Genomic DNA, 21726 nt, shown 5'->3' on the forward strand with positions numbered 1-21726 from the left:
AGACCAAAGGATAGCTAAACCATTCTGAAAGGAGGTCAATACAAATGGGCCGATTGGTCCCAAGTATAATCATGATTTCTTTTATATTCATTGTACTAACAGGATGTAATTCGGAGCCGCAGGTCAAAACCACGGACATCGATCAAATAAAAATCGAACTTATTGAAAAATCCGAAATGCCGAATGGAACAGCCTATACCTTCAAACTAAAGAACTTGTCCAGATTCACGATCGCTCAAAACAATGTATACCTAAGTTACCCAATAAAAACATCAAATGGTTCGAGAGGCAATGAATTTAAAATTGAGGCTAAAAATAATAGATTACATATCAAGTCCGGTGAAGAGATTATTTTGAACGCTTTTGCGCCGGCTGAGGAATGGGAAGACAACCGAAAGTTGGATACAGAAAACTTTATTTTGGACATCATCGGATATATCGGGGAGGTTAAGGAGGGAAGGCGATTTCAAAAATCCGGAGGAATAGAAAGCTTTAAAATGTAGGAGGAGTAAATGAGGATTCAGGTAATATTTCTGAGATTGAAGGATATACTCCTCAAATAGGAAGACATGGGAATCAGCAATAAATCGGCATATAAGATCGCCTTCGAAAGCAAAATTGAAGGTGATTTTTTCGTATATTCGTATATCTATCATCGTAGTTTTAGGCAAGAATCAGGCAGAATCCGACTATCTCCTTCACTATGATCGCCTTACAATAATAGACACAAGGCCACCGGAGAGGCCTGCTAAGCAACACAATCTTAAATCAGAGGAGCGAATTGCATGTCAAAAGTGTGGCTCATTTCGGGAAGCGGAAACGGATTGGGACGAAATATTACGGAAGCAGCGCTTGCCAAGGGTGATAACGTAGTCGCAACAGCTCGCAATGTCGAACAGCTGAGTGATTTCATTCAGCAATATGGCGACGCTCGGATTCGAGTCGCCACCTTGGATGTGACCGATGAGGAAGCGTCACAGGCCGCGGTCCAACTCGCGCTGGATGCCTTTGGCCGGCTTGATGTCCTGGTAAACAATGCCGGCTATGGAGATACTCGTCCTTTCGAGCAGGTACCGTCCGAGGATTTCCGTCGGCTGGTCGACACCTGCTTCTTCGGGGTTGTGAATCTTAGTCGTGCGGCAATCCCGATCATGCGCCGACAGCGCAGCGGTCATATCTTCCACGTGTCTTCGGCTGGCGGTCGCTTCGCCACCGCAGGTAATGCAGCTTACCACGCGTCTAAATGGGCCGTCGGCGGCTTTACCGAGGCAGTCGCAGCAGAGATCGCTTCGTTCGGGGTCAAGATGACCGCTCTGGAACCGGGGGGCATGCGCACCAACTGGGGCAAACGCGCCTTCGACAATCGTCCCTCCTTGCTGCCCGAATATCAACCATCGGTCGGCAAGGTTATGGAGGAGCTTGCAGGTTACTGGGGCAACGAACCGGGAGATCCCGCGAAGGTCGCCGAGGTCGTTCTATGCCTTGCCGACGCCGAGACATTGCCCGCTCACCTTCTGCTCGGCGGCGATTCCGTCAAGACGATTCGTCAGATCGAAGCGGTAAGAATGGCCGAGGCAGAACGATGGTCGGCTATAAGCGACTGGATCGATTTTGCTGCCAATGGGCCGCTGCCGGCGCTGCCAAACCCCTGATCAACCCTTCTATTTCGGCAGACGATCTCGAAAAAAACGAAAACAAGCGAACCCGAACGAACAGACAGGGCTCGCTTGTTTGGTTGTTTTTGGCTCAGGATGAACACCCCTTTTTTTCGTACACGCAATTTGATTTCTGTACCTACTAGTATGTATAATGCAATTAAATCTAAGCTTGAGGAGGGAGTATATGTCTTCGCGGGATAGTTTGTTGAAGACGACTAAAGAGCTATTGTGGGATCGAGGCTATGACGCTTTGAGCCCACGAACGATTCAAGCAGAGAGCGGCACAGGACAAGGGAGCTTTTATCACCATTTTCGGGGCAAGGAAGATCTCGCTCGCCATGCCGTGAATGAAGTGTCGAAGGAGATGCGCGAGGCGCTTCAATCGCTTTTTGCGACCGATAAGAAGCCCATGGATCGAATCAGAGATTACCTATTAAACAGCAGAGCGGGATTGCGAGGCTGTCGTCTTGGCAAGCTTGCGCAGGAAGAAGCCGTGGTTGGAAATTCGCTGATCCATCCGATAGCCGAGTATTTTTCTTATTTGGAGGAAATATTGGTCCGCACGCTCGAACAAGCGAAGCAGGAAGGCGAGCTTGAGCAAGATATTGCGGTTGAAGCTTTGGTGGCCATGATCGCTTCCGTCGTTCAGGGAGGTTATGTGTTGTCCCGAGCCAGACAGAATCCGCAGCAGATGGACATGGCCGTAAACGGAGCGTGGGATCTCCTGGAAAGGATGAAAAGGAGACCTTCCGATGACGTTTGATGTTCGCATTTGGGAGTTCGGCGGCAATTCCATCTGGCGATACGGATTCTGGAGCGGAACGGGGAAGGATAGATGAAGAAGCAAACCGTTATTCTTTTAATTGGCGGCATTGCCGCCTTGATGGCAGCGATGGGCATAGGGCGCTTCGCCTTTACGCCGATTCTGCCGCTGATGCTCGAGCATCATTTATTGTCTCCGGCCGGTGCGGGTTATTTGGCCTCAAGCAACTACTTGGGGTATTTGATCGGCGCCTTGGTCCTGTCGTTTATTCAAGTGAGGAGCCGGACTGTGTTTTTGCTGGGAGGCTTGGCGGCCAGCCTGTTAACAACATGGGGAATGGGGGAGTTGATCGATTTCGACGGATGGCTGCTGCTGCGATTTTTATCCGGTATCGCCAGCGCGGTTGTGTTCGTGATCGCTTCCAGTATCGTGATGGATCGGCTTTCCGGATTTCAAGCCGGATTGTTTTATGGCGGGGTTGGAGCGGGGATTTTACTGACGGGACTGGCGGTTCCGATTTTGGCGGATGGTGGAGATTGGGCGATGGCCTGGAAGGGACTTGGCGCAATCAGCTTGATCTTGGGAGCGGCGGCTTGGCTGATGATGAAAGAACGGTCGGATTCTCCTGCTTCAATCTCCGTTTCCTCCCGGGAGCAAACCGCGTCCGTCAGACACATTCTGGTCTGGTTAATGATTGCTTATGGGCTTGAAGGGTTGGGCTACATCGTAACGGGTACCTATCTTGTCGCCTATGCCAAGACGATCTCCGGCATTTCGAATATCGGAGCCATTAGCTGGACGTTGGTTGGCGTAGCGGGAGTGATTTCATGTCTCGTTTGGTCCGTGCTTGCTTCTCGTTGGGGGAAAAAGTGGACACTCGCCATCTCCATGGCGCTTCAGGCTGCGGGAATCGCGCTGCCGGTTCTTTTTCCGTCATCCGTCAGCTTGATTGTCAGCGCGCTTTTGTTCGGCGGAACGTTTATGGGCATTACGATGTTATTTGTTGCCTATGCAAAGGATATATATCCGCAAAATAACCGGCAAATCATCGGACTGCTTACGACCTTCTTCGGAACGGGACAGATTATCGGTCCGCTTGTGGCCGGCAGCCTGATTTCGGCCTACGGAAGCTACAGCAGCGCTTTGATCGGCGCGGCCGCTGTCGTGCTGTTGGGGGCAATCGGCTTGCCGATTGGGATCAGTTGTATACGAATGCCCGAATGATACCGATATATTAAGAGACGATGTCAAACAAATGAGGAATAAGGCTCAGGCATTTATCGACTTCCCGCATAGAGGGAGAATTGTTCCAGAGAGGGATCTGAAGCCTATCCTGGCAATATTTCGTTCCGACTACACGTAAGGGGAAGGTTCAAATGGTTATTGAAACTAAGCTGAATATCCCGAAAGCGAGGACCGCGCTTGTCGCGCGTCCTCGTCTGCACGGGAGGCTGGAGCGGGGGCTGGGGGTTAAACTTACGCTGATTACAGCGCCGGCAGGTTATGGAAAGACGACCCTGATGGCCGAGTGGGCAGCGCAGTTGGAAGGCCCTGTCGCGTGGATCTCATTGGATCGCCAGGATCGTCAAGGACTGCGCTTCTGGCATCATACGATTGCTGCGTTAAAGCGGGCCCTTCCTTCGTTCGATGACGAATCCGTTGTTCGCTGCGCAACGGCGGATCCGTCCGGCGAAACGTTTGTTGCCGCGCTCCTGAACAGCTTGAATCGCGTGGCCGAGTCAACGGTAATCGTATGGGACGATTTCCACTACGCAGACGATCCGTTATTGCTGCGGGGGATCGGATATTTGCTCGAATGCTTGCCGGATCACCTGCATCTGTATATGGCCAGTCGCATATGCCCTGCGCTGCCGCTTGCCAAGATGCGCGCTGCAGGAACCTTGAATGAACTGGATTTAAGCGAGCTCGCCTTCACTGCGCAAGAATCCTTCGTTTTCTTTAACGAGAATCAGAAAATGAGCCTGACGGAACAAGAGATGGAAGTCGTCCTGCGGCAGACCGAGGGCTGGGCGGCAGGAATGCGCTTAATTGCGCTTTCTTCTCACGATCAGACCGGGCGGGCGATGATTATTCAAGGGTTGATCGGCGAACATCGCAACATTGCGGATTATTTTTTCGAAGAAGTATTCCATCTGCAATCCCGCGACGTCCAACAATTTCTGCTGCGCACCTCCATACTCGAACGGATGAATGCGGAGCTGTGTCAAGCTGTGACAGAGATCGACCGCTGCCATGAGATATTGCAGCAGTTGGATCAGATGAGTTTGTTTCTTATCCCCTTGGACAAGAAGCGGGAGTGGTACCGCTATCATCATTTGTTCCAGGACTTCCTAAGATTGAAATTATACGATCAGGGTCAGATGCTGCAGCAGGACCTTCACCTGGCTTCCGGGGACTGGCTGGCAGCCCACGACCATTCGGCCGAAGCGATGGAGCATTATCTGGCGGGCGAGCATAACCGACAAGCATTGAATTTGCTTGAGCGGTTGATGCCCGGTCTGATGCAAAGCGATCTGGACGCTTTTTTGCGCTGGGCAAACCGGATTCCGGACGATCTGCTGTACGACAAGCTGTCCGTGCTCACCAGCGTCCTGACGGCGATGCTGTTGACTGGCAAGATCGATGCGGCGAAAGAGAAAATAAGGCGGGCATCCGAGCAACTCGCTCGCATGCAATCGGAATTGCCGGAATCGGCACTGCAGCAATTTCGAAGCGGGCTACTGGTCGCACAGATGCAATGCGCCTATTTTGATAAGGACTTCGACACCGAGATTTACCTGGCCGAACGGGTTGTCAGCGAATTTCCCGATGGCGTGCATCTTACGAATCTTGGATGCGAAGGAGATTTGCAAATTCCGGTGTGGGCGCTTGTGGACACCCTTGGCAATATGAAGGAACAGGTAAGCGTCTATCGTCGTTATTTGGCGGTCTGGACGGGAATCCGGCATTATTTCGCCGAAGCGGATGTGAATATGGGGTACGGGGAGTACATGTATGAATGGAATCGGCTGGAGGAAGCAGAGCGACATTGGGAGCGGACGAAACAATTGGGCGAGGCCTACCATAATCCGATTGCTATCGCCTTCGGTCATATTCTTCTTGCCAAGCTTGCTTGTGCTCGCGGGCAATTCGACAGGATGAATCAATTGCTGAACGATGTCGAGGAGAAGATCGAGCCCCGATTGTATCCGAACCTCAACGCCTATATCGATGTCTATCAGGCTTACATTCGCTGGATGGCCGGCGACGTACCGAAGGCGATGCGCTGGCTGCAGCGTACGAATCTGCGCTGGAAGGACGAAATTCCAAGCACGATGCTGCTGGAATACGGAACGCTTGCCTGCCTGTTAATGGAACAAGGCAAGCTTAACGAAGCGGAATTTCTGTTGGGGCGGCTGATTCATGCAGCCGAGCGCTCGGGAAGGAAACGCGATCGACTGCGTCTGCTCATTCAGCACAGTCTGCTTGCCGAACGGCAGGGGAACACGATGCTGAGTATGGACCGATTGGAGGAGGTATTGTCATGGGCGGAACCGGAAGGTTACTTGCGTACGTTCATCGACGCGGGAAGCCCGCTGATGGCGTTATTGCGTCAATATTTCAAAATCCGACAGAAGCAGCACCGTCAGCAAAAGCATAAAGTCAGCCTGGCCTACGTGAAACGGTTATTAAAATATGAACCGTTTGTCTACGGCGGCGGGGAAACTGAGGTTGGCCTCAGCTTGGACATTCATCTAACCGCCAAGGAAGAAGCCATCTTGCAACTGTTAACGACAGACCTGACCAACCAACAGATCGCAAGCAGGCAGGGCGTCTCGATCTCAACGGTGAAAACCCACATTGCGAATCTGTACGACAAGCTCAGGGTTCACAACAGGATGGCCGCCTTGGAGCGCGCCAAGCAACGAGGACTTCTGCCGCAGCAAGATGAGGGTTCGAATGGAATCCGATAATGGGTGTTGACTCGACAAACTTCTCATCCACCCCTTTCATCCTTTTAGCCATTTTAATGGAGAGGCCGATTTTATAACGAAGCCCTGCCTTGTATCATACAAGGCAGGGCTTCATTTATGGAAAGGATGGGGAAAATGGGCAGATTTCGTTGGAAAACAATCGGGATGCTTATTCTTGCTACCCTGCTGATAGGGATAGAAATGCCGGTAACAGTTGTTGCTGCACCGTTAATTGAGGATGGTTTTGAATATACGGATAATGGAGATGGCACAGCGACAATTACGGGTTATACAGGAAGCGAGACGGAAATCAATATCCCCAACCAATTAGAGGGGCTATCCGTGAGAAAGATAGGGGCTGGAGCATTCAGGGAAAAGGAGTTAGTGAAAGTTGAAATCCCTTACGGCGTTACCTTTATCGGACTGAATGCTTTTGCTTACAACAGTTTGAATGAAATTGAGATTCCAGGAAGTGTAACTACAATCGATGCTTATGCGTTTCGGAGTAATGGACTAACGAAGGTTCAACTTTCCAGTGGTCTGGAAATCATATACTCAGGCGCGTTTTATGAGAATTATCTTATAGAAATTACCATACCCGATCATGTGGCACAGATTTCGTCAAATGCCTTTGGCAAAAATAAGCTGACGGAGATTCATATTCCGAGAAATGTCACGCAAACTGAACTTGCCTTCATCTATAATCCGTTAGTAAAAATTACCGTTGATGAGGATAATGCAGTGTACAAAGATATCGACCAGAAGGGGCTATATACGAAGGATGGAAAGACGTTGGTTCAGGGGACGATCAGCGGCGATATTCATTCGGACACGGAGGAAATCGGAAACAGCGCCTTTATGGGCATCGGACTAACGGAAGCGGACATTCCGAATGGCGTGAGAAGGATTGGGCCCCAAGCGTTTCAGGACAATGATATGGAACGATTATCATTGCCGGATAGCTTGCAGACCCTATCTATGTTTGCATTTGCCGGGAATAAACTGAACAAAATTGTTGTGCCTGAACATGTAGGGGAAATTGCGAGGGAGGCATTTGCCGGAAATGAGCTGACAGAGGCCGTCATTCTGGGTGATCCTGAATTTGGGGAAGATGTTTTTAAGGGCAATGCAGCGGAATTTGTGTTGCGGGGATATACCGGAACGTCGGTCAGGGCGTATGCCGAAGCGAATCATCATGCCTTCGAACCATTAAATACTTATGCAGGCGGCTCGGGAATAGGGGAAGATCCATACATCATTATAACACCCGAACAACTGGATGACGTGCGCCATGATCTTCAAGCCCACTACAAGCTTGGAGCCGATATTGATTTATCGGATTATCAATCAGGAGAAGGCTGGGCGCCGATCGCAGAAGGGTATGACCCGTCGAATCATAATGTTCCTTTTAACGGCAGTTTCGACGGAGACGGGCACGCCATTACGGGATTGACGATTAATCGGTCCAGCAATTATCAAGGATTATTCTCAGCTGTGGGGGAGACCGGCATAGTCCGCAACGTCCGGCTGGATCATGTTTCCATCAGCGGAGGGAACTACGTCGGCGGTCTGGCAGGGGCCAATTTCGGAGTTATTGAGAACGACTCGATCAACAGCGGTACTGTGGGGGGAGAGAATAGAGTCGGCGGTTTGACGGGATGGAATTATGGCGCCGCGATCACCTCATCATTCGCTGCTGTTAACGTATCAGGTGCTGACTATGTAGGCGGCTTGGTAGGAGACAATGAAGGCAGTCATGGCGCGACAAAAACGATTCGTTACTCATATGCGTCGGGCGAGGTCACAGGCAATGCGCAGGTGGGGGGCTTGATCGGAAATAACGAGACGGCTAATGCCGGCAGTACGAATGAAATTATCGGTTCTTATGCGACAGGCAAAGTCACAGGTCAAAAACAAACGGGTGGTTTGGTAGGGAGGAACTTCTCCTTGCCGGGCGGCACGATCAGGATTGAGGATTCCTATGCGACAGGGGAAGTCTATGGAGAAGAACAATATGTGGGTGGTTTGATCGGGTATAACCGAGCCAATGCTTTGCCCAGCAGTACGATTGAAGTCATCCATTCTTATGCGATTGGTGAAGTGACAGGTGCGGCGGACGTTGGCGGATTGGTAGGCGAAAATGCTGCTTCTACAGGGGCTGCAATTAATATAGACAGCTCCTACTGGAACGAGAGCGCATATGCGGGGACGCTGCCGGATAACGGGATCGGCATGCCTAGGACAGCGGATGAATTAATGACGCGGAGCACGTTTGCAGATTGGGATTTCACGAATGCGTGGTACCAATACAATGAACAAACAATGCCATTCCTGCAATGGCAAAACCCGATTCTATCATGGGATGCCGACATCGCCAAGAACGTATTGGACCTCGACGAATCGACAGAGATCACGGTGAACGTGACGCATGAGAATCATGAATCGTATGCCGGTACGGCTATTGCCGCCTATTCGGTGAATCCAGAGATCGCCAGCGTGGATCAGGGAACCGTTACCGCCCTAAAAGGGGGTAAAGCGGTTATTACCGTTTCTTTGTTCGGCGAATCGCGGACAATCGATTTAACCGTCGATGGCGGCAAACCGACAGCACCGACCATCACGCTTGATCCAGGGGGATGGACGAATGCAACTGAAGTGAACGTAACCATTGAGCAAGAATCTGCAGACGAGAGGTTAAACGAAGTGCAGACGATTCGTGTTAAAGTCGGCGATGCAGGATGGCAAGATTATCCCTATGGCGATCTACCCATTGTTTTGAAAGTCGCAGCAGAAGGAACGACCCTTATTCAAGCGCAGGCGATCGATGAATTGGGGGACGCGAGCGAAATCGCCGAGCAGACGGTGAAGATCAGCAGAAGCGGATTAATGGTGGAACCCAGGCTGGTATATGCAGACGATGATCAAGAAGAATATATTAGCGGGGCATGGACGAATCGCAGTGTCACCGCCGACGTCTATGCCGGGCATGCGCAAGGGCTAACTGTCACTTCCGTCGTTTATTCGTTGGATGAAGGAGAGACATGGGTCGATTACAGCGGACCGCTTATTTTCTCGGAAGAAGGGGATCATTCGTTAGGGTTGAAGGCCAGCGATGAAGCGGGCAATGCATTAACGGATCAATTTCGTATCCGTATCGACAGGACGGCGCCTGTGATCGGGTTTACGCCGGATGGAAGCGTGGGCGCATTACGGAGCATTGCCAGCAAGGTTACTGTGCTTGATGATAGTAGCGGTGTCAATGCAGCCACCCTCCGTTATGTCTGGTCGACAAGTCCGGATTTGCCGGATGAACAAGCCGATTGGCAAGGGTTTATTAACGGGAATACGTTGAATCGTCATGGCCCCAATGGCAATTGGTATTTGCACATTCGAGCCGAGGATCAAGCGGGGAACGAAGGTTACGCGGTTTCCGAACGATTCCGGATTCGAGCGGATGACCAGAGCGGCAGCGGAGGGGCTTATATCGGCTCCAACAATGCGAAATTAAGCGAACTGATCTTGTCGGAGGGACGGTTAACGCCCGCGTTTTCCGAGGATGTCACCGAGTACGAGGCGCAAGTTGCGCATAGTGCAGCAAACGTAATCTTAACCGTCCAGGCGGCACATCGTCTTGCCACAATCAAGGTTAATGGTGAAGTGCTAACGATCGATAACGCCAATGTACGTATTCCTCTCATGGAAGGCACGAACCTGATTGAAATCTTGGTCATGGCAGAAGATGGTACGCACAGGACCTATACGCTAACGATTGAGCGCGAGAAGACGGAACCGGAACCGCCTCAACCGTCATTTGCCGATATTGCCGGTCATTGGGCGGAACGGTCTATTCGGGAAGCCGTAATGAAGGGTTTTGTTCACGGCTACCCGGACGGTACCTTTAGACCGAATGCTTTCATTACGCGCGCCGAATTTACCGTGATGCTGATCGGGGCATGGCAGCCGGACGAAGCCGGGGCTGCGCCGCGCTTTACCGATGCCGCGCAGATTGGAGCCTGGGCGCGACAAGCCGTTGCCCAAGCCGTGCAGTCGGGCATCATCGCGGGATATGACGACGGCAGCTTCCGTCCGGCCGCATCGCTTACTCGCGCGGAGATGGCGACCATGATCGCGCGAGCGCTGGGACTGCCGACTGCCGGCGGAGTATCCACCGACTTCGCCGATGATGCGGATATTCCGCGTTGGGCGAAAGGGGCAGTTGAAGCTATGCGCGAGCATGGCCTTGTGGATGGCCGCGGCGTCAACCGCTTCGTGCCGCACGATGCGGCGACCCGTGCGGAAGCTGTGGTCCTGCTTCTTAGAATGCTGGAAAATCAAGATAACGAATAGTCGTCACACGGCAGGTCTGATTTCTGAAGGTGCGTAGAAGCACCTTCATTGAAAAATAATTTATAGTAGATAGTTTTGAAATTCGAAGGGTAGAATAATCAGGAGGATACATTCCTAATTCAGGAGAGATAATATGGACCGAATAATAGTCATTGGATCAGCCGGTTCGGGTAAGTCGACCCTTTCTCAAGAATTAAGCAGGGCAACGGATCTGCCCATCATTCATTTGGACAGATATTATTGGAAACCGCATTGGGTGCCGACTCCTAACGAGGAATGGGATCATTTTGTAGAAGAAATTGCAAAGCAAGAACGATGGATAATGGACGGTAATTACTCAAGAACATTAGACTTAAGATTAAAGAAGGCAGATGCAGTCATTTTTCTAGATCTGCCAAGGATATTGTGTATCTATCGAATTATCAAGCGAAGGATACAATATCATGGAAAAACCAGACCTGATTTGAATGAAGAATGCCCGGAAAAACTGGACTGGGCGTTTTTTGTATGGGTTTGGAACTACAAGAAGAGAAGCGGATCGAGGATCATCGGCAAATTAGAGGCCGTGAAAGATAGCAAACAGGTGATCATTTTAAGGACAAGAAAACAGGTAAATGAATTCATAAATCGAATAAAGATTAAAGGGGAATTTTAGGTAAAGTCGAAGACATCTATTCCCCCGACATTCACGGCCAGCAGAGACCGAAGCAGATTCGTTCAAATTTGGAGGATAAATCCGAATGGTTAAAAACCTTTTTATAGAGACAAAACGATTGATTATCCGACCGTATAATCTAAGCGATTTAGAGCCTTCCTATCGCTTGATGCAGGACAAAGAATTATATAGATTCCTTGAATTTGATGTTCTGTCCTATGAGGAATATCAGGGACTTTTTAGATGGTTATTGGAAAGCTATGAGGTAAGTTATGAAGAGGAGTTTAAGTATTCGTTTGCGGTTATTTTGAAGGAGACGGGGCAGGTCATCGGATGGTGCGGGATTGGAATACTGGAGTTCAGCAAGCCGGACAAGGAAGTTTATTATCTCATTGGAAAAGAGCATTGGGGAAGAGGATATGCTTTCGAAGCCATGCAATCGTTTGTGAAATACTGTTTGGAGAATCTGGGGCAGCAGAGGGTCGTCGCAAAAGTAGATCCGGAGAACATAGCCTCAAAGAAGATTATTGAGAAGCTGGGGTTTCATTTTGAACGGGTGATCGAGGGTCTGCCTGAGGAATTCAGCCATTGTCATGGGGAATGGCTATACTCGTTATCAAGATAAGCATAGGTCCAAGAAAAGGTAAAATTGATGTGAAGGAGCAGCTAAAATCGATACCATTGTGCAAATCGTGATGGGTTTAATTGTTTTTTTGTATCTTCCTCTTTTGTTTTCACTTGCAAAACTGGAGACAAAAACGATATATAAGCTCCTAATCGCATTTGTGGAAGTTTTGACGATACTAATCATTGCGGCTTATTTCTGGACAATGATGTATTTGTTTCACGCGAAGCCCTTTAGTTTGGGCGTAGTAGTGGGACAAATTCTTGCTCTCGTATTAAGCTTAATCGTGAATGGAATTATTCTTATCGTTTATAATATGGTTTTTTTGAGTCCCCGGAGAAAAAACAAAGCAGGGGTGCTTATTTTAGCGGTAGGAGTCATGATTCTTGTTCATTTCATCTTCTCGTTTTCATTTGGCTGGAAAACCGTTCATAATGACGACGAGTACAGGTACACGAACACTCAAGCGATTGTCGAGAATGATACCTTGAAGAATCAACGCTACCTTGTGATGGGGGAGACAATAGGACCGGACTAAAATCGTGATGGCAGCAGAACAAGGAGTGAACGGTTTCCCCCGTTTGCTCTTTTTTTTATGCAAGGATTCGGCAGCCTGAATGATATTCACTGTGTTATTTTGCCCCATTCCCGGAGATTTATCTTCGTAAGATTAACTCTTTGTAAATGAGCGCTTCAATTTTTTTACAGGTAGATAATCATTCGATAACAAAGGGCTTGTATGATGAATTTGGGTTTGCGCAAGATGAGGCAAGGCACCGGGCGAATCCGAATTATAAGAGTGGGGGTATTGGATCGTGAAGAACAGATGGATGTTAACTGCAGTATTTGCATTGGGCGTAGGCCTTCTTGCAGGGTGCGGTTCTAACGGAAACACGGCAAATAACGGAGCGGCAGAGGAGAGTACGACTCCTGCATCTCAGACGAATACGGCGCAAGAATCAACCCCGTCCGCAACAGAGATCAAGGAGCTTAAAGTCAGCTTCGTTCCCTCCAAAGACCCTGATCAAATCATTACGGCAACAGATCCATTGAAGGACCTGCTGAAAGAGCAATTGGCTGCTGAAGGCTACAATGTGGAAAAGGTTACGATCGATGTAGGTACGACCTATGAGGCGGTTGGCGAGGCTTTAACGGCAGGGACGACGGACATCGGTTTCATCCCGGGCGGAACGTATGCCCTGTACGATGACGGCGCAGACGTTATTCTGACCGCTACCCGCGCGGGTCTATCCAACGATTCCGACAATCCGAAGGATTGGAACGACAACAAACCGACGGGGCCTACAGACAAGCAAGCCACCTACTACCGTTCGCTTGTTATTGCCGGCCCAACGGATAAAGGGAAAGAACTGGCAGACAAGGTGAACGCAGGCGAATCCTTGACGTGGGAAGACCTGGACAGCGCGAACTGGGCCGTAATGTCCACTTCGTCTTCCGCGGGCTACATTTATCCGACACTGTGGCTTCAGAAAAACTACAACAAGAGCATCACTGACCTGAAGCATGTGGTGACTTCGGACTCTTACGGAAGCTCGTTCGCCCGTCTGGCAGCCGGTCAAGTGGATATTATTGTTGTTTTTGCCGACGCAAGAAGGGATTATGAGGGAAATTGGACAACCGAGTACAGCCGTTCCGCTTCAATCTGGGACGAGACGAACGTGATCGGGGTTACGCAAGGGATCTATAACGATACGATCAGCGTAAGCAAAAACTCTTCGCTGATGGACGATTCGTTCAAGTCCGCCTTGCAAAAGGCCTTTATCGCCATTGCCCAAACCGACAAAGGAAAAGAAGTTATCGCCGTGTACAGTCATGAAGGCTACCAGGAAGCACAATCCTCGGATTACGATAATGAGCGCAAGGCTCAAGAGCTGATCAAGAGTCAAAAGCAGTAAACGAGAATTAAGGCGAGGAAGCTGGAAGGAAGCGTGGGAATGAAATGAGTGCATCATGGCAACGTGATGCCCTCATTTTTTCACGTTTTTACGCAGACTAAAGGATCGGAGCTTATGCCATGATTGAATTCAAACAGGTGGAGAAGAAATACGCCAACGGAACAACCGCCTTGAAAAATATTAATCTGTCCATCGAGCAGGGCGAATTCGTCGCCATCATCGGTCTCTCCGGTGCGGGGAAGTCTACGCTGATCCGCTGCATTAATCGAATGCATGAGATTACCGGAGGCCAGCTTCATGTGGACGGCGTAGACGTAGGGAAGCTGAAGGGCAGCCAGGTTCGCCGGTTCCGCCGGAGAATCGGCATGATTTTTCAATCCTTCAATCTGGTGACAAGAACTTCCGTGATCAAGAATGTACTGGTTTCCTTTGTCCCTGATCTGCCGTTGTGGCGCAAGCTGACCGGAATCTTCAGGAAGGATCATAAGATCAAGGCACTGGAGGCATTGGATAAGGTCGGGATTCTCGATAAGGCCTATGTGCGCGTGGATCAGTTGTCGGGCGGTCAGCAGCAGCGGGTAGCGCTGGCGCGGACGCTTGCTCAGAATCCGGATATTATTTTGGCGGATGAGCCGATCGCTTCGCTTGATCCGGTGACCTCCCGGATGGTTATGGATGATTTCAAACGCATTAACCGGGAGATGAACATCTCGGTCATTATGAATATTCACCATGTCGAGGTAGCGCTGGAATATGCCGACCGCATTATCGGCATTCGCCAGGGCGAGGTTGTCTTTGACGGGAAATCTTCCGGAGTCACTACGGCAGTGCTGGGCGAAATTTACGGCGGCCGTTTCGAGGAGGAAATGTCAGTCCTAACGGAGGCCGGGATCGCTTATGTATGACAAACTGTTTCCGCCTAAAAAGGTGGCTCTGCCAAACGGCAAGATCGTTCTGGAGAAACGCTCCCGCACGCCGCTGATTCTATTGCTTATCCTTGCGGCGGTTGCCCTGTCCGTGGAATTTACGAATTTTAATCTGAAAGTGCTGTTTTTGCGAATCGGCAAACTGTTCGGGATGATCGGCGAAATGTTTCCGCCGGATTGGGCGTATTTTCCCAAATTGTGGGGAGCGCTTGTAGACACCTTGCAGATGTCGCTTATCGGCTCCATGATCGGCGCGCTGCTTGCGCTGCCGATCGCGATTTTGTCCTCCTCCAATGTCATTCCCAATCGGCTGGTGACCGCCTGTTTTAAAATTGTTCTGAGTCTGCTGCGCACCTTGCCGACGCTGGTCACCGCCTTGATTGCCACCTTTATCTTTGGCTTGGGACCAACCGCGGGCGTAGTCGCGATTCTGCTGTTCACGCTGTCTTATGTAGGCAAGCTGCTGTACGAGCAGATTGAAAATGTGGATATGGGGCCATTCGAAGCGATGGAATCCCTCGGCATGACAAGAATTCAGGCCTTCCGCTATGCCTTGTTTCCACAGGTGCTGCCCAGCTATTTGTCCAATTCGCTGTTCTGCTTCGAGGGAAACGTACGTTATGCGGCGATTCTGGGATATGTGGGCGCAGGCGGAGTCGGTCTGTTAATTAAGGAAGATTTGGGCTGGCGCGATTATCAGAACGTAGGGATGATCATTCTCGCTCTCGTAATCACGGTTTATCTGATTGAGACCGTCAGCGAGCACTTCCGTAAAAAACTGATTTGAAAGAGAGGAGGTTAGCGAGTGACGACGATTGAGAAGCAGCTTCAAGCCCACCCTCGTAATCTGCGGTATGTGCTGACGCTAACGGTGATTATTATTGCGCTGTTTATTTGGTCGCTTGCCGCGGTTAATCTGAACGACATCCATCAGAGCGGTCTCAACATCGCTCAGAATATTATAACGGGCATTTTGAGTCCCGACTTGAACCTGCTGCTCAGCGTCTCCAAACAGAGCGTGCTGTATTTGCTGGTGGAGACGGTGGCTATCGCGTTTCTGGGAACGATTGTAGGGGCGATTTTCTCCATTCCGCTTGCCTTTCTGGCTGCTTCGAATATCGTACCCAAGCCGGTAGCTTGGCTTACCCGCCTGCTGCTGATCTTCATCCGGACGATTCCGGCCCTCGTGTATGGCTTGATGTTCATCCGCGTCTCCGGTCCCGGACCGTTCTCGGGCGTGATGACGATAGGGATTACGTCGGTCGGCATGCTGGCCAAGCTGTATGTGGACGCGATTGAAGAGCTGGATACCAAGGTGCTCGAATCCATGACCTCCATCGGCTGCACAACCTTTGAGAAGGTACGCTACGGCATTTTGCCGCAATTGATGTCGTTGTTCCTCTCCGTAACCATTTACCGGTTCGATATGAATATGCGCGAAGCGTCCATCCTGGGCTTGGTCGGTGCAGGGGGGATCGGCGCGCCGCTGATCTTTGCCATGAACGGGTACAAGTGGAATCAGGTCGGGGCGATTCTGATCGGGTTGGTCATTCTGATTCTGATCATCGAGTGGATATCCAACAAGCTTCGGACCAGGCTGGTAAAAGGATAAGCGGGAGACAGACAGCTTTAACCCCAAAAGGGCGACGTCAGAGGATTTACCTCTGGCGTCGCCCTTTTTTCAGTAGACAACCTTCCAATTCTGATTGCAGGTCGCCTGGATCACGCCCGCCCGGGAAATGTAATCCGCAAGAATCTCTGTCATATCGGTCGGAATTTCACGAACGACGGGCGCGTCCTTCAGCATGTCGAAATTGCCTCCGCCGCCGGCGCGGTAGCTGTTCATGACGACCTCGCAGCTGGCCTCCGGCTCAAGCGGCGCTCCGTGGCGCTCCAATCTGACCACTCGCTGCCCGACAGGCTTTGAGATATCGAGCGTATAGTCGATGCCTTCCCACATATCATAATTGAAATGCTGCGGCTTGGGCTCCAGATAAGACGGGGCAACGCGCAGGCCGTCGCCGCTCTCATTCACCTCGAAGTATCGGGCATTCTGCTCCAGCATGGCCCGGATGTCGCTGCCCCGCATGCGGACAACCTTTAACGTATTCGGATAAATGTAGTTGGACACCACATCCCGCATGGTAATGAATTCTCCGAAGCCTCTGGCTTCATCGGTAAAGATGGCGGCCAGAGAGATCTCCGCCCCGGTTACCTCCATCTGAATCCGATTGATCATTTCCGTAAAAGCATGATCTCCTTGACGAGCGGTGAACGGATCGGGAATCGACAGATCCCCCTCAGTACGGCCGATAGGTTGATCGAGCCATTGCTGCGTTTGCCGTTCATCTTCGGCAAATAGAGCCAGAAAGTCCTCATCCGCCTGCACCCCTTCATCTACAAGAAGCAAAGAAGAGGATTTGCCCGATAGCCGCCATCCTCCCTCCGGAGCCGCCTGAAATTCAAGCTCCACCTTGGCCACCGCTTGGCCGGCGTTGCCGGGCTGCGTAATGATCACGCCGTTAATCTGCCCGTTCAGCAGGCGGTGTTGATGGCCGGTGAGCAGGACGTCGACCCCCTCGATCGTTTCGCATATGGCATAACCTTCATTTTCACCGGTTAAGGGTTCGGTTGCTTCGCCAGTCACGGGATCGCGTTCGAAGCCCCCGTGATAACTCAAAATTACCGCATCCGGCCGCTCCGTCGAACGGATCTTGTCTACCCATTCTTTGGCCGCATCCAGCGTATTCATAAAGGATAAGCCCTCGATATGGCTCGGCTCCTCCCAATTCGGAATGAAAGGCGTGGTAAGCCCCAGCAGGGCGATGCGAATGCCTTGCGGAAGCTCAAAGATCCGATAAGGCTTACCGAATGCAGGCTTCCCGTCAGCCTGGTTCAGGATGTTAGCGGATAGCCAGGGGCAATCGGAATCGCGGATCGCCTGTCTAAGCAGCTCCTGCCCGTAATTGAACTCATGATTTCCAAGCACGACCGCGTCATAGCCAAGCGCATTCAGCGCTCGGGCTGCAGGATGCAGTCCGTGGCGGTTTAACTTGGCATAGTGATACATCAGCGGCGTTCCTTGAAGCAGGTCTCCGTTATCCATCAGGAGCAGATGGGCGTTCCGGCTTCTTTCCTTCCGAATCAGACGCGACAGCTTGGCGAGGCCAAGCGGCTTGTCGCCAGGGCCGCGGTAATCGGTCGGATACAGGTGACCGTGAATATCGCTTGTATGCAAAATTGTCAGATTGATAGAATTCATGGATGTCATGAAATAGACGGCCTCCTTATATCGAACAGACAATAGTAAAGCCTGCATGGAATACAGCTAGTATAAACAACTGCGTCCGCGGCATGGTAAACGCCGTGTTATTTTTTGCAGCATATTTACATAACCCGGATTTTTAGCTAATAATTCCATGCCAGAATAAAGGGGATAGACGACTCTTAATCTTATGGGAGGGAAATTATGAGCAGGAAGTGGGTTGGACTTGGGAAGAAAGTCGGGACGAAGGGGTTGCGGATCGGACTTGCCGTATCCTTGGCATTTACGATTCAACTGGGACTGGGCGCGATTCTCGCACCCGTGCATGCCGAGGGACCGAACGATCCCGCACCCTACATTGCCGCCAAAGTGGCAAACGAGAATGCCGGCAAGAAAATTCTTTTTGACAACACGCATGCCCAGACCGCAGGCGCCGCAGATTGGGTGATAGACGGCGGCTTTTCCGATTTTGGACAAGCGCTGGCAGCTGACGGATTTGATGTCGCCGAGCTGCGCAAGTCGACACCGATTACCTACAGCGATCTAAGCGGCTATTCCGTATTTGTTATTGCCGAGCCGAACGTTCCCTTCAAGCAGAGCGAGCAGGCGGCGATGGAGCTGTATGTACACAACGGAGGAAGTATTTTCTTCATTGGCGACCACTACAATGCCGATCGCAACAAGAACCGCTGGGATGGCTCCGAGGCGATCAACGGGTATCGCAGAGGGGCTTGGGAGGATCCGGCTAAGGGCATGAGCTCGGAGGAGAGAAATTCGGAGGCGATGCAAGGCGTCGTCAGCTCGGATTGGCTCGCGGACAATTTCGGCGTTCGCTTCCGGTACAACGCATTGGGCGATATTACGGCCAATCATATCGTAGAACCGGATCAGGCCTTCGGAATTACCGAGGGAGTGGACGGAGTTGCGATGCATGCCGGTTCCACGCTGGCGATCACCGATCCGGCCAAGGCCAAGGGCATTGTGTATCTCCCGCAGACGAATGAGGCATGGGGAAGCGCGGTCGATCAGGGCGTATATAACGGCGGCAGCGTTGCGGAGGGACCCTATGTTGCCGTAGCCAAGGTCGGATTGGGCAAAGCGGCCTTCATCGGCGATTCCTCGCCGGTCGAAGACGCCACGCCCAAATATTTACGCGAAGAAACAGGAGCTAAGAAGACAACCTATGACGGCTTTAAGGAGCAGGACGATGCCGTTTTGTTGGTCAATTTGATCAATTGGCTGGCGGATCAGGAGAGCTATACAAGTCTGGCGCAAGTCGACGACCTTCAATTGGACGAGGTAACGGAGCTGCACGCCTTCGAAGCGCCCGAGGCTTCGACGGAGCCTCAGCCCGAACCTTGGTCCGCGCCGGCCGCCGGCTATAAATGGTGGGACAGTTCGACCTTCAAGCCGGGTTCTTACGGCGGGGCAACGGTGAACGGATCGCCGGTCTACAGCTTTGTTCACCAAGCCGTGTTACCGAATACGGCAGAGTTTCAAATCCGCGTTCTGATCGAGAACCTGCCTGCCCATGCAACGGTGACCGGATTTAGCGCAGGGATCTATTTGACGGGCGGAACCCAGGTCGCGATGACACAGAGAGCGGACGGGACCTGGCCAACCGCTTATGGATACGGGGACACCTTCAGCTTGACCGCCGACAGTCAAGGGCGGGCCTATAAGGATTTGACGCTGCGCATTAAGCCGGGCACTTCCGGAGCAGCCAATCTTCGTCTGCGGCAGAACGGCAATAATCTGTTGACCCAATCCGTGACGCTGGATAACGTGCCTGCCGAGCCGCTGCCGGATGCAGGCAGCCAGATTCCGGAATTAATTACGATCGCGGAAGGAAGAAGCAAGCCGGAAGGAAGCCTGATCACGGTTCAAGGCACTGTAACGACCGAACCGGGCATCTACGGCGGACAAACCTTCTATTTGCAGGATGCGACCGGCGGAGTTTATGTGTATCAGAGCAGCGCGGGATTTCATCAGGGCGATGTGGTGAAGCTTACAGCGTCGACGGCCCTTTTCAACACGGAGCTGGAATTGGCGAGCCCGGTCGTCATCGAAAAGGTGGGTACGGCGGAACTGCCGGAGGCCGTTGTGACGGACGCGGTAAATGCCGCCAATCAAGGCCAACTGCTTGCGCTTCAGCAGGTGCAAATCGCGAATATCATTACGGCATCCCCAACGGGCTCCTTCGAATTTGATGCGATCAGCGCAAGCGGAGTCAGCAACCATGTTCGCGTAGATGTCAGAACAGGGCTGAGCTTGAGCGATTTTCCTTATGAAGAAGGACAAGTGGTCAATCTTCAAGGCGTATCCTCGATCTTTAGAGATATCTATCAACTGAAGGTTCGGGGAATAAACGATATTTCGCTTGCGCAGGCGACCGTTCCTCCGACCACCTCTGCCGCGCTATCGGAGCAGCCGAACTCGAACGGCTGGTTGAACCGGAATGTGACCCTTACTTTGACGGCTGAGGGTGCGGAGCCGACCTTGACGACCTATCGGTTGAATGACGAAGCGGAGTCCGTATACTCGGGTCCTGTGGTCATCGACAGAGAGGGCATCAACGTCATTCAATACTCCTCTTCTGCCGGCGGTGCGGTCGAAGAGAGGAAGACGATGCAGATCAAACTGGATAAGACCGCTCCCGCCGTGACGTTGACTCAATCGGGGAATCAGATCGGAGACGTCTGGGAGCAGGATACCTTAAAGTTCGAGCTTCATAGCACGGACGAAGTTTCCGGTGTCATTACCCGTCAGCTTTTGCTGGACGGACAGCCGATTGAAGCGGGTCAGACGATCAGCGCCAAGGAGCTGGGAGCAGGAGAGCATGTCATTGAATACCGTGTGGAGGACGCCGCAGGCAACGCGGCCTCGGGTCGGGCCGTCTTCCAGGTGAAGCAGCCGCATGCCGCTGCAGCGCCGGGCGTACCTGATCTGTCAGACGATAATGGTCATGATACAGGCCTTCGAGACGGAGACTACAAGGTGACGATGAATTTGTGGTGGGGCAATAACGGCTCGGAGTTCAAGCTGTATGAAGACGGCATCCTGATTCAAACGATCCCCTTGAAGGAGGCTACTCCTTCGATGCAGACGGCTTCCGTCGATATTACGGGAAAGGCCAACGGCGTATATACGTATGTCGGCGAATTGGTCAATGCATGGGGCGCAACGCAGTCTCAACCGCTTCGCGTAACGGTGACGGATGCTTCGCCGGGCAAGCCGGTATTGTCGCACGATAATTGGGACGGGGATGGCAGCTACCTGATTAGCGCGAACCTGTGGTGGGGGACGAATGCAACCGAATACCGTCTCTATGAGAACGGCGTCCTGATCGACACCCAAGCTTTGACCAACGCTTCGCCTGGCATGCAGCGGGCAGTCACGGAAATCCATGATCGGGCGCCGGGTACTTACGAATATTATGCCGAGTGGATCAATGCTGCAGGCGTCACTCAAAGCGACCGTATTCAGGTCCGTGTCGAAGTATGGAGCTTCCTGCCCAGGCACGCCGCTTAAACTATTTTAAGGTATACTCGCGAAAGGCCGATCGGACCCGGGGGAGCCCGGAGCCGATCGGTCTTT

General features: G+C 51.6%; 14 protein-coding genes. 13 read left to right on the forward strand and 1 reads right to left on the reverse strand.

Annotated features, from left to right (window positions below; all coding sequences use genetic code 11):
* The first annotated feature begins 44 nt into the window (after nucleotides 1-44).
* The 12 genes from ACFFT4_RS21805 to phnE (ACFFT4_RS21860) all read left to right on the forward strand — a co-directional run bounded on the left by ACFFT4_RS21805 (nucleotide 45) and on the right by phnE (ACFFT4_RS21860) (nucleotide 16476).
* Nucleotides 45-503, forward strand: a complete 459-nt coding sequence (locus tag ACFFT4_RS21805; protein ID WP_378050937.1) for a hypothetical protein — start codon at nucleotides 45-47, stop codon at nucleotides 501-503.
* Nucleotides 504-785: 282 nt separating this feature from the next.
* The gene (locus tag ACFFT4_RS21810; protein WP_378050938.1) at nucleotides 786-1652 is read left to right on the forward strand and encodes an SDR family NAD(P)-dependent oxidoreductase; all 867 of its coding nucleotides are present in this window, start codon (nucleotides 786-788) and stop codon (nucleotides 1650-1652) included.
* A 190-nt stretch (nucleotides 1653-1842) separates the two neighbouring features.
* On the forward strand, nucleotides 1843-2421 hold the full coding sequence (locus ACFFT4_RS21815) for a TetR/AcrR family transcriptional regulator (RefSeq protein WP_378050939.1): 579 nt from the start codon (nucleotides 1843-1845) through the stop codon (nucleotides 2419-2421).
* Between the two features lie 72 nt (nucleotides 2422-2493).
* Entirely contained in the window at nucleotides 2494-3645 is a 1152-nt protein-coding gene (locus tag ACFFT4_RS21820) for a YbfB/YjiJ family MFS transporter (protein ID WP_378050940.1), read from the forward strand.
* A gap of 152 nt (nucleotides 3646-3797) precedes the next feature.
* Nucleotides 3798-6395 (forward strand): winged helix-turn-helix domain-containing protein, encoded by a 2598-nt coding sequence (locus tag ACFFT4_RS21825; protein WP_378050941.1) that lies wholly within the window; start codon nucleotides 3798-3800, stop codon nucleotides 6393-6395.
* A gap of 135 nt (nucleotides 6396-6530) precedes the next feature.
* On the forward strand, nucleotides 6531-10742 hold the full coding sequence (locus ACFFT4_RS21830; protein WP_378050942.1) for a leucine-rich repeat protein: 4212 nt from the start codon (nucleotides 6531-6533) through the stop codon (nucleotides 10740-10742).
* A gap of 133 nt (nucleotides 10743-10875) precedes the next feature.
* Nucleotides 10876-11397, forward strand: a complete 522-nt coding sequence (locus ACFFT4_RS21835) for a DNA topology modulation protein (RefSeq protein WP_378050943.1) — start codon at nucleotides 10876-10878, stop codon at nucleotides 11395-11397.
* Nucleotides 11398-11482: 85 nt separating this feature from the next.
* The gene (locus ACFFT4_RS21840; RefSeq protein WP_378050944.1) at nucleotides 11483-12022 is read left to right on the forward strand and encodes a GNAT family N-acetyltransferase; all 540 of its coding nucleotides are present in this window, start codon (nucleotides 11483-11485) and stop codon (nucleotides 12020-12022) included.
* A gap of 815 nt (nucleotides 12023-12837) precedes the next feature.
* Nucleotides 12838-13938: a phosphate/phosphite/phosphonate ABC transporter substrate-binding protein gene (locus ACFFT4_RS21845; RefSeq protein WP_378050945.1), complete on the forward strand. Its 1101-nt coding sequence runs from the start codon at nucleotides 12838-12840 to the stop codon at nucleotides 13936-13938.
* A gap of 119 nt (nucleotides 13939-14057) precedes the next feature.
* Nucleotides 14058-14843 (forward strand): phosphonate ABC transporter ATP-binding protein, encoded by a 786-nt coding sequence (gene phnC / locus ACFFT4_RS21850; protein WP_378050946.1) that lies wholly within the window; start codon nucleotides 14058-14060, stop codon nucleotides 14841-14843.
* The gene (phnE, locus tag ACFFT4_RS21855; RefSeq protein WP_378050947.1) at nucleotides 14836-15651 is read left to right on the forward strand and encodes a phosphonate ABC transporter, permease protein PhnE; all 816 of its coding nucleotides are present in this window, start codon (nucleotides 14836-14838) and stop codon (nucleotides 15649-15651) included. Before phnC ends, phnE (ACFFT4_RS21855) begins: the two co-directional genes overlap by 8 nt.
* Before the next feature lie 18 nt (nucleotides 15652-15669).
* Nucleotides 15670-16476 (forward strand): phosphonate ABC transporter, permease protein PhnE, encoded by an 807-nt coding sequence (gene phnE, locus ACFFT4_RS21860; RefSeq protein ID WP_378050948.1) that lies wholly within the window; start codon nucleotides 15670-15672, stop codon nucleotides 16474-16476.
* Nucleotides 16477-16545: 69 nt separating this feature from the next.
* Here the strand turns inward: phnE (ACFFT4_RS21860) and ACFFT4_RS21865 are convergent, their stop codons facing one another.
* Complete coding sequence (locus tag ACFFT4_RS21865) at nucleotides 16546-18135, reverse strand: bifunctional metallophosphatase/5'-nucleotidase (protein ID WP_378050949.1); 1590 nt, start codon at nucleotides 18133-18135, stop codon at nucleotides 16546-16548.
* Nucleotides 18136-18333: 198 nt separating this feature from the next.
* Between ACFFT4_RS21865 and ACFFT4_RS21870 the strand changes: the two genes are divergently transcribed.
* Entirely contained in the window at nucleotides 18334-21660 is a 3327-nt protein-coding gene (locus ACFFT4_RS21870) for an endonuclease (protein ID WP_378050950.1), read from the forward strand.
* Nucleotides 21661-21726 lie beyond the last annotated feature (66 nt).

The organism is Cohnella cellulosilytica (genome assembly GCF_042431195.1).
GTDB lineage: Bacteria > Bacillota > Bacilli > Paenibacillales > Paenibacillaceae > Cohnella > Cohnella cellulosilytica.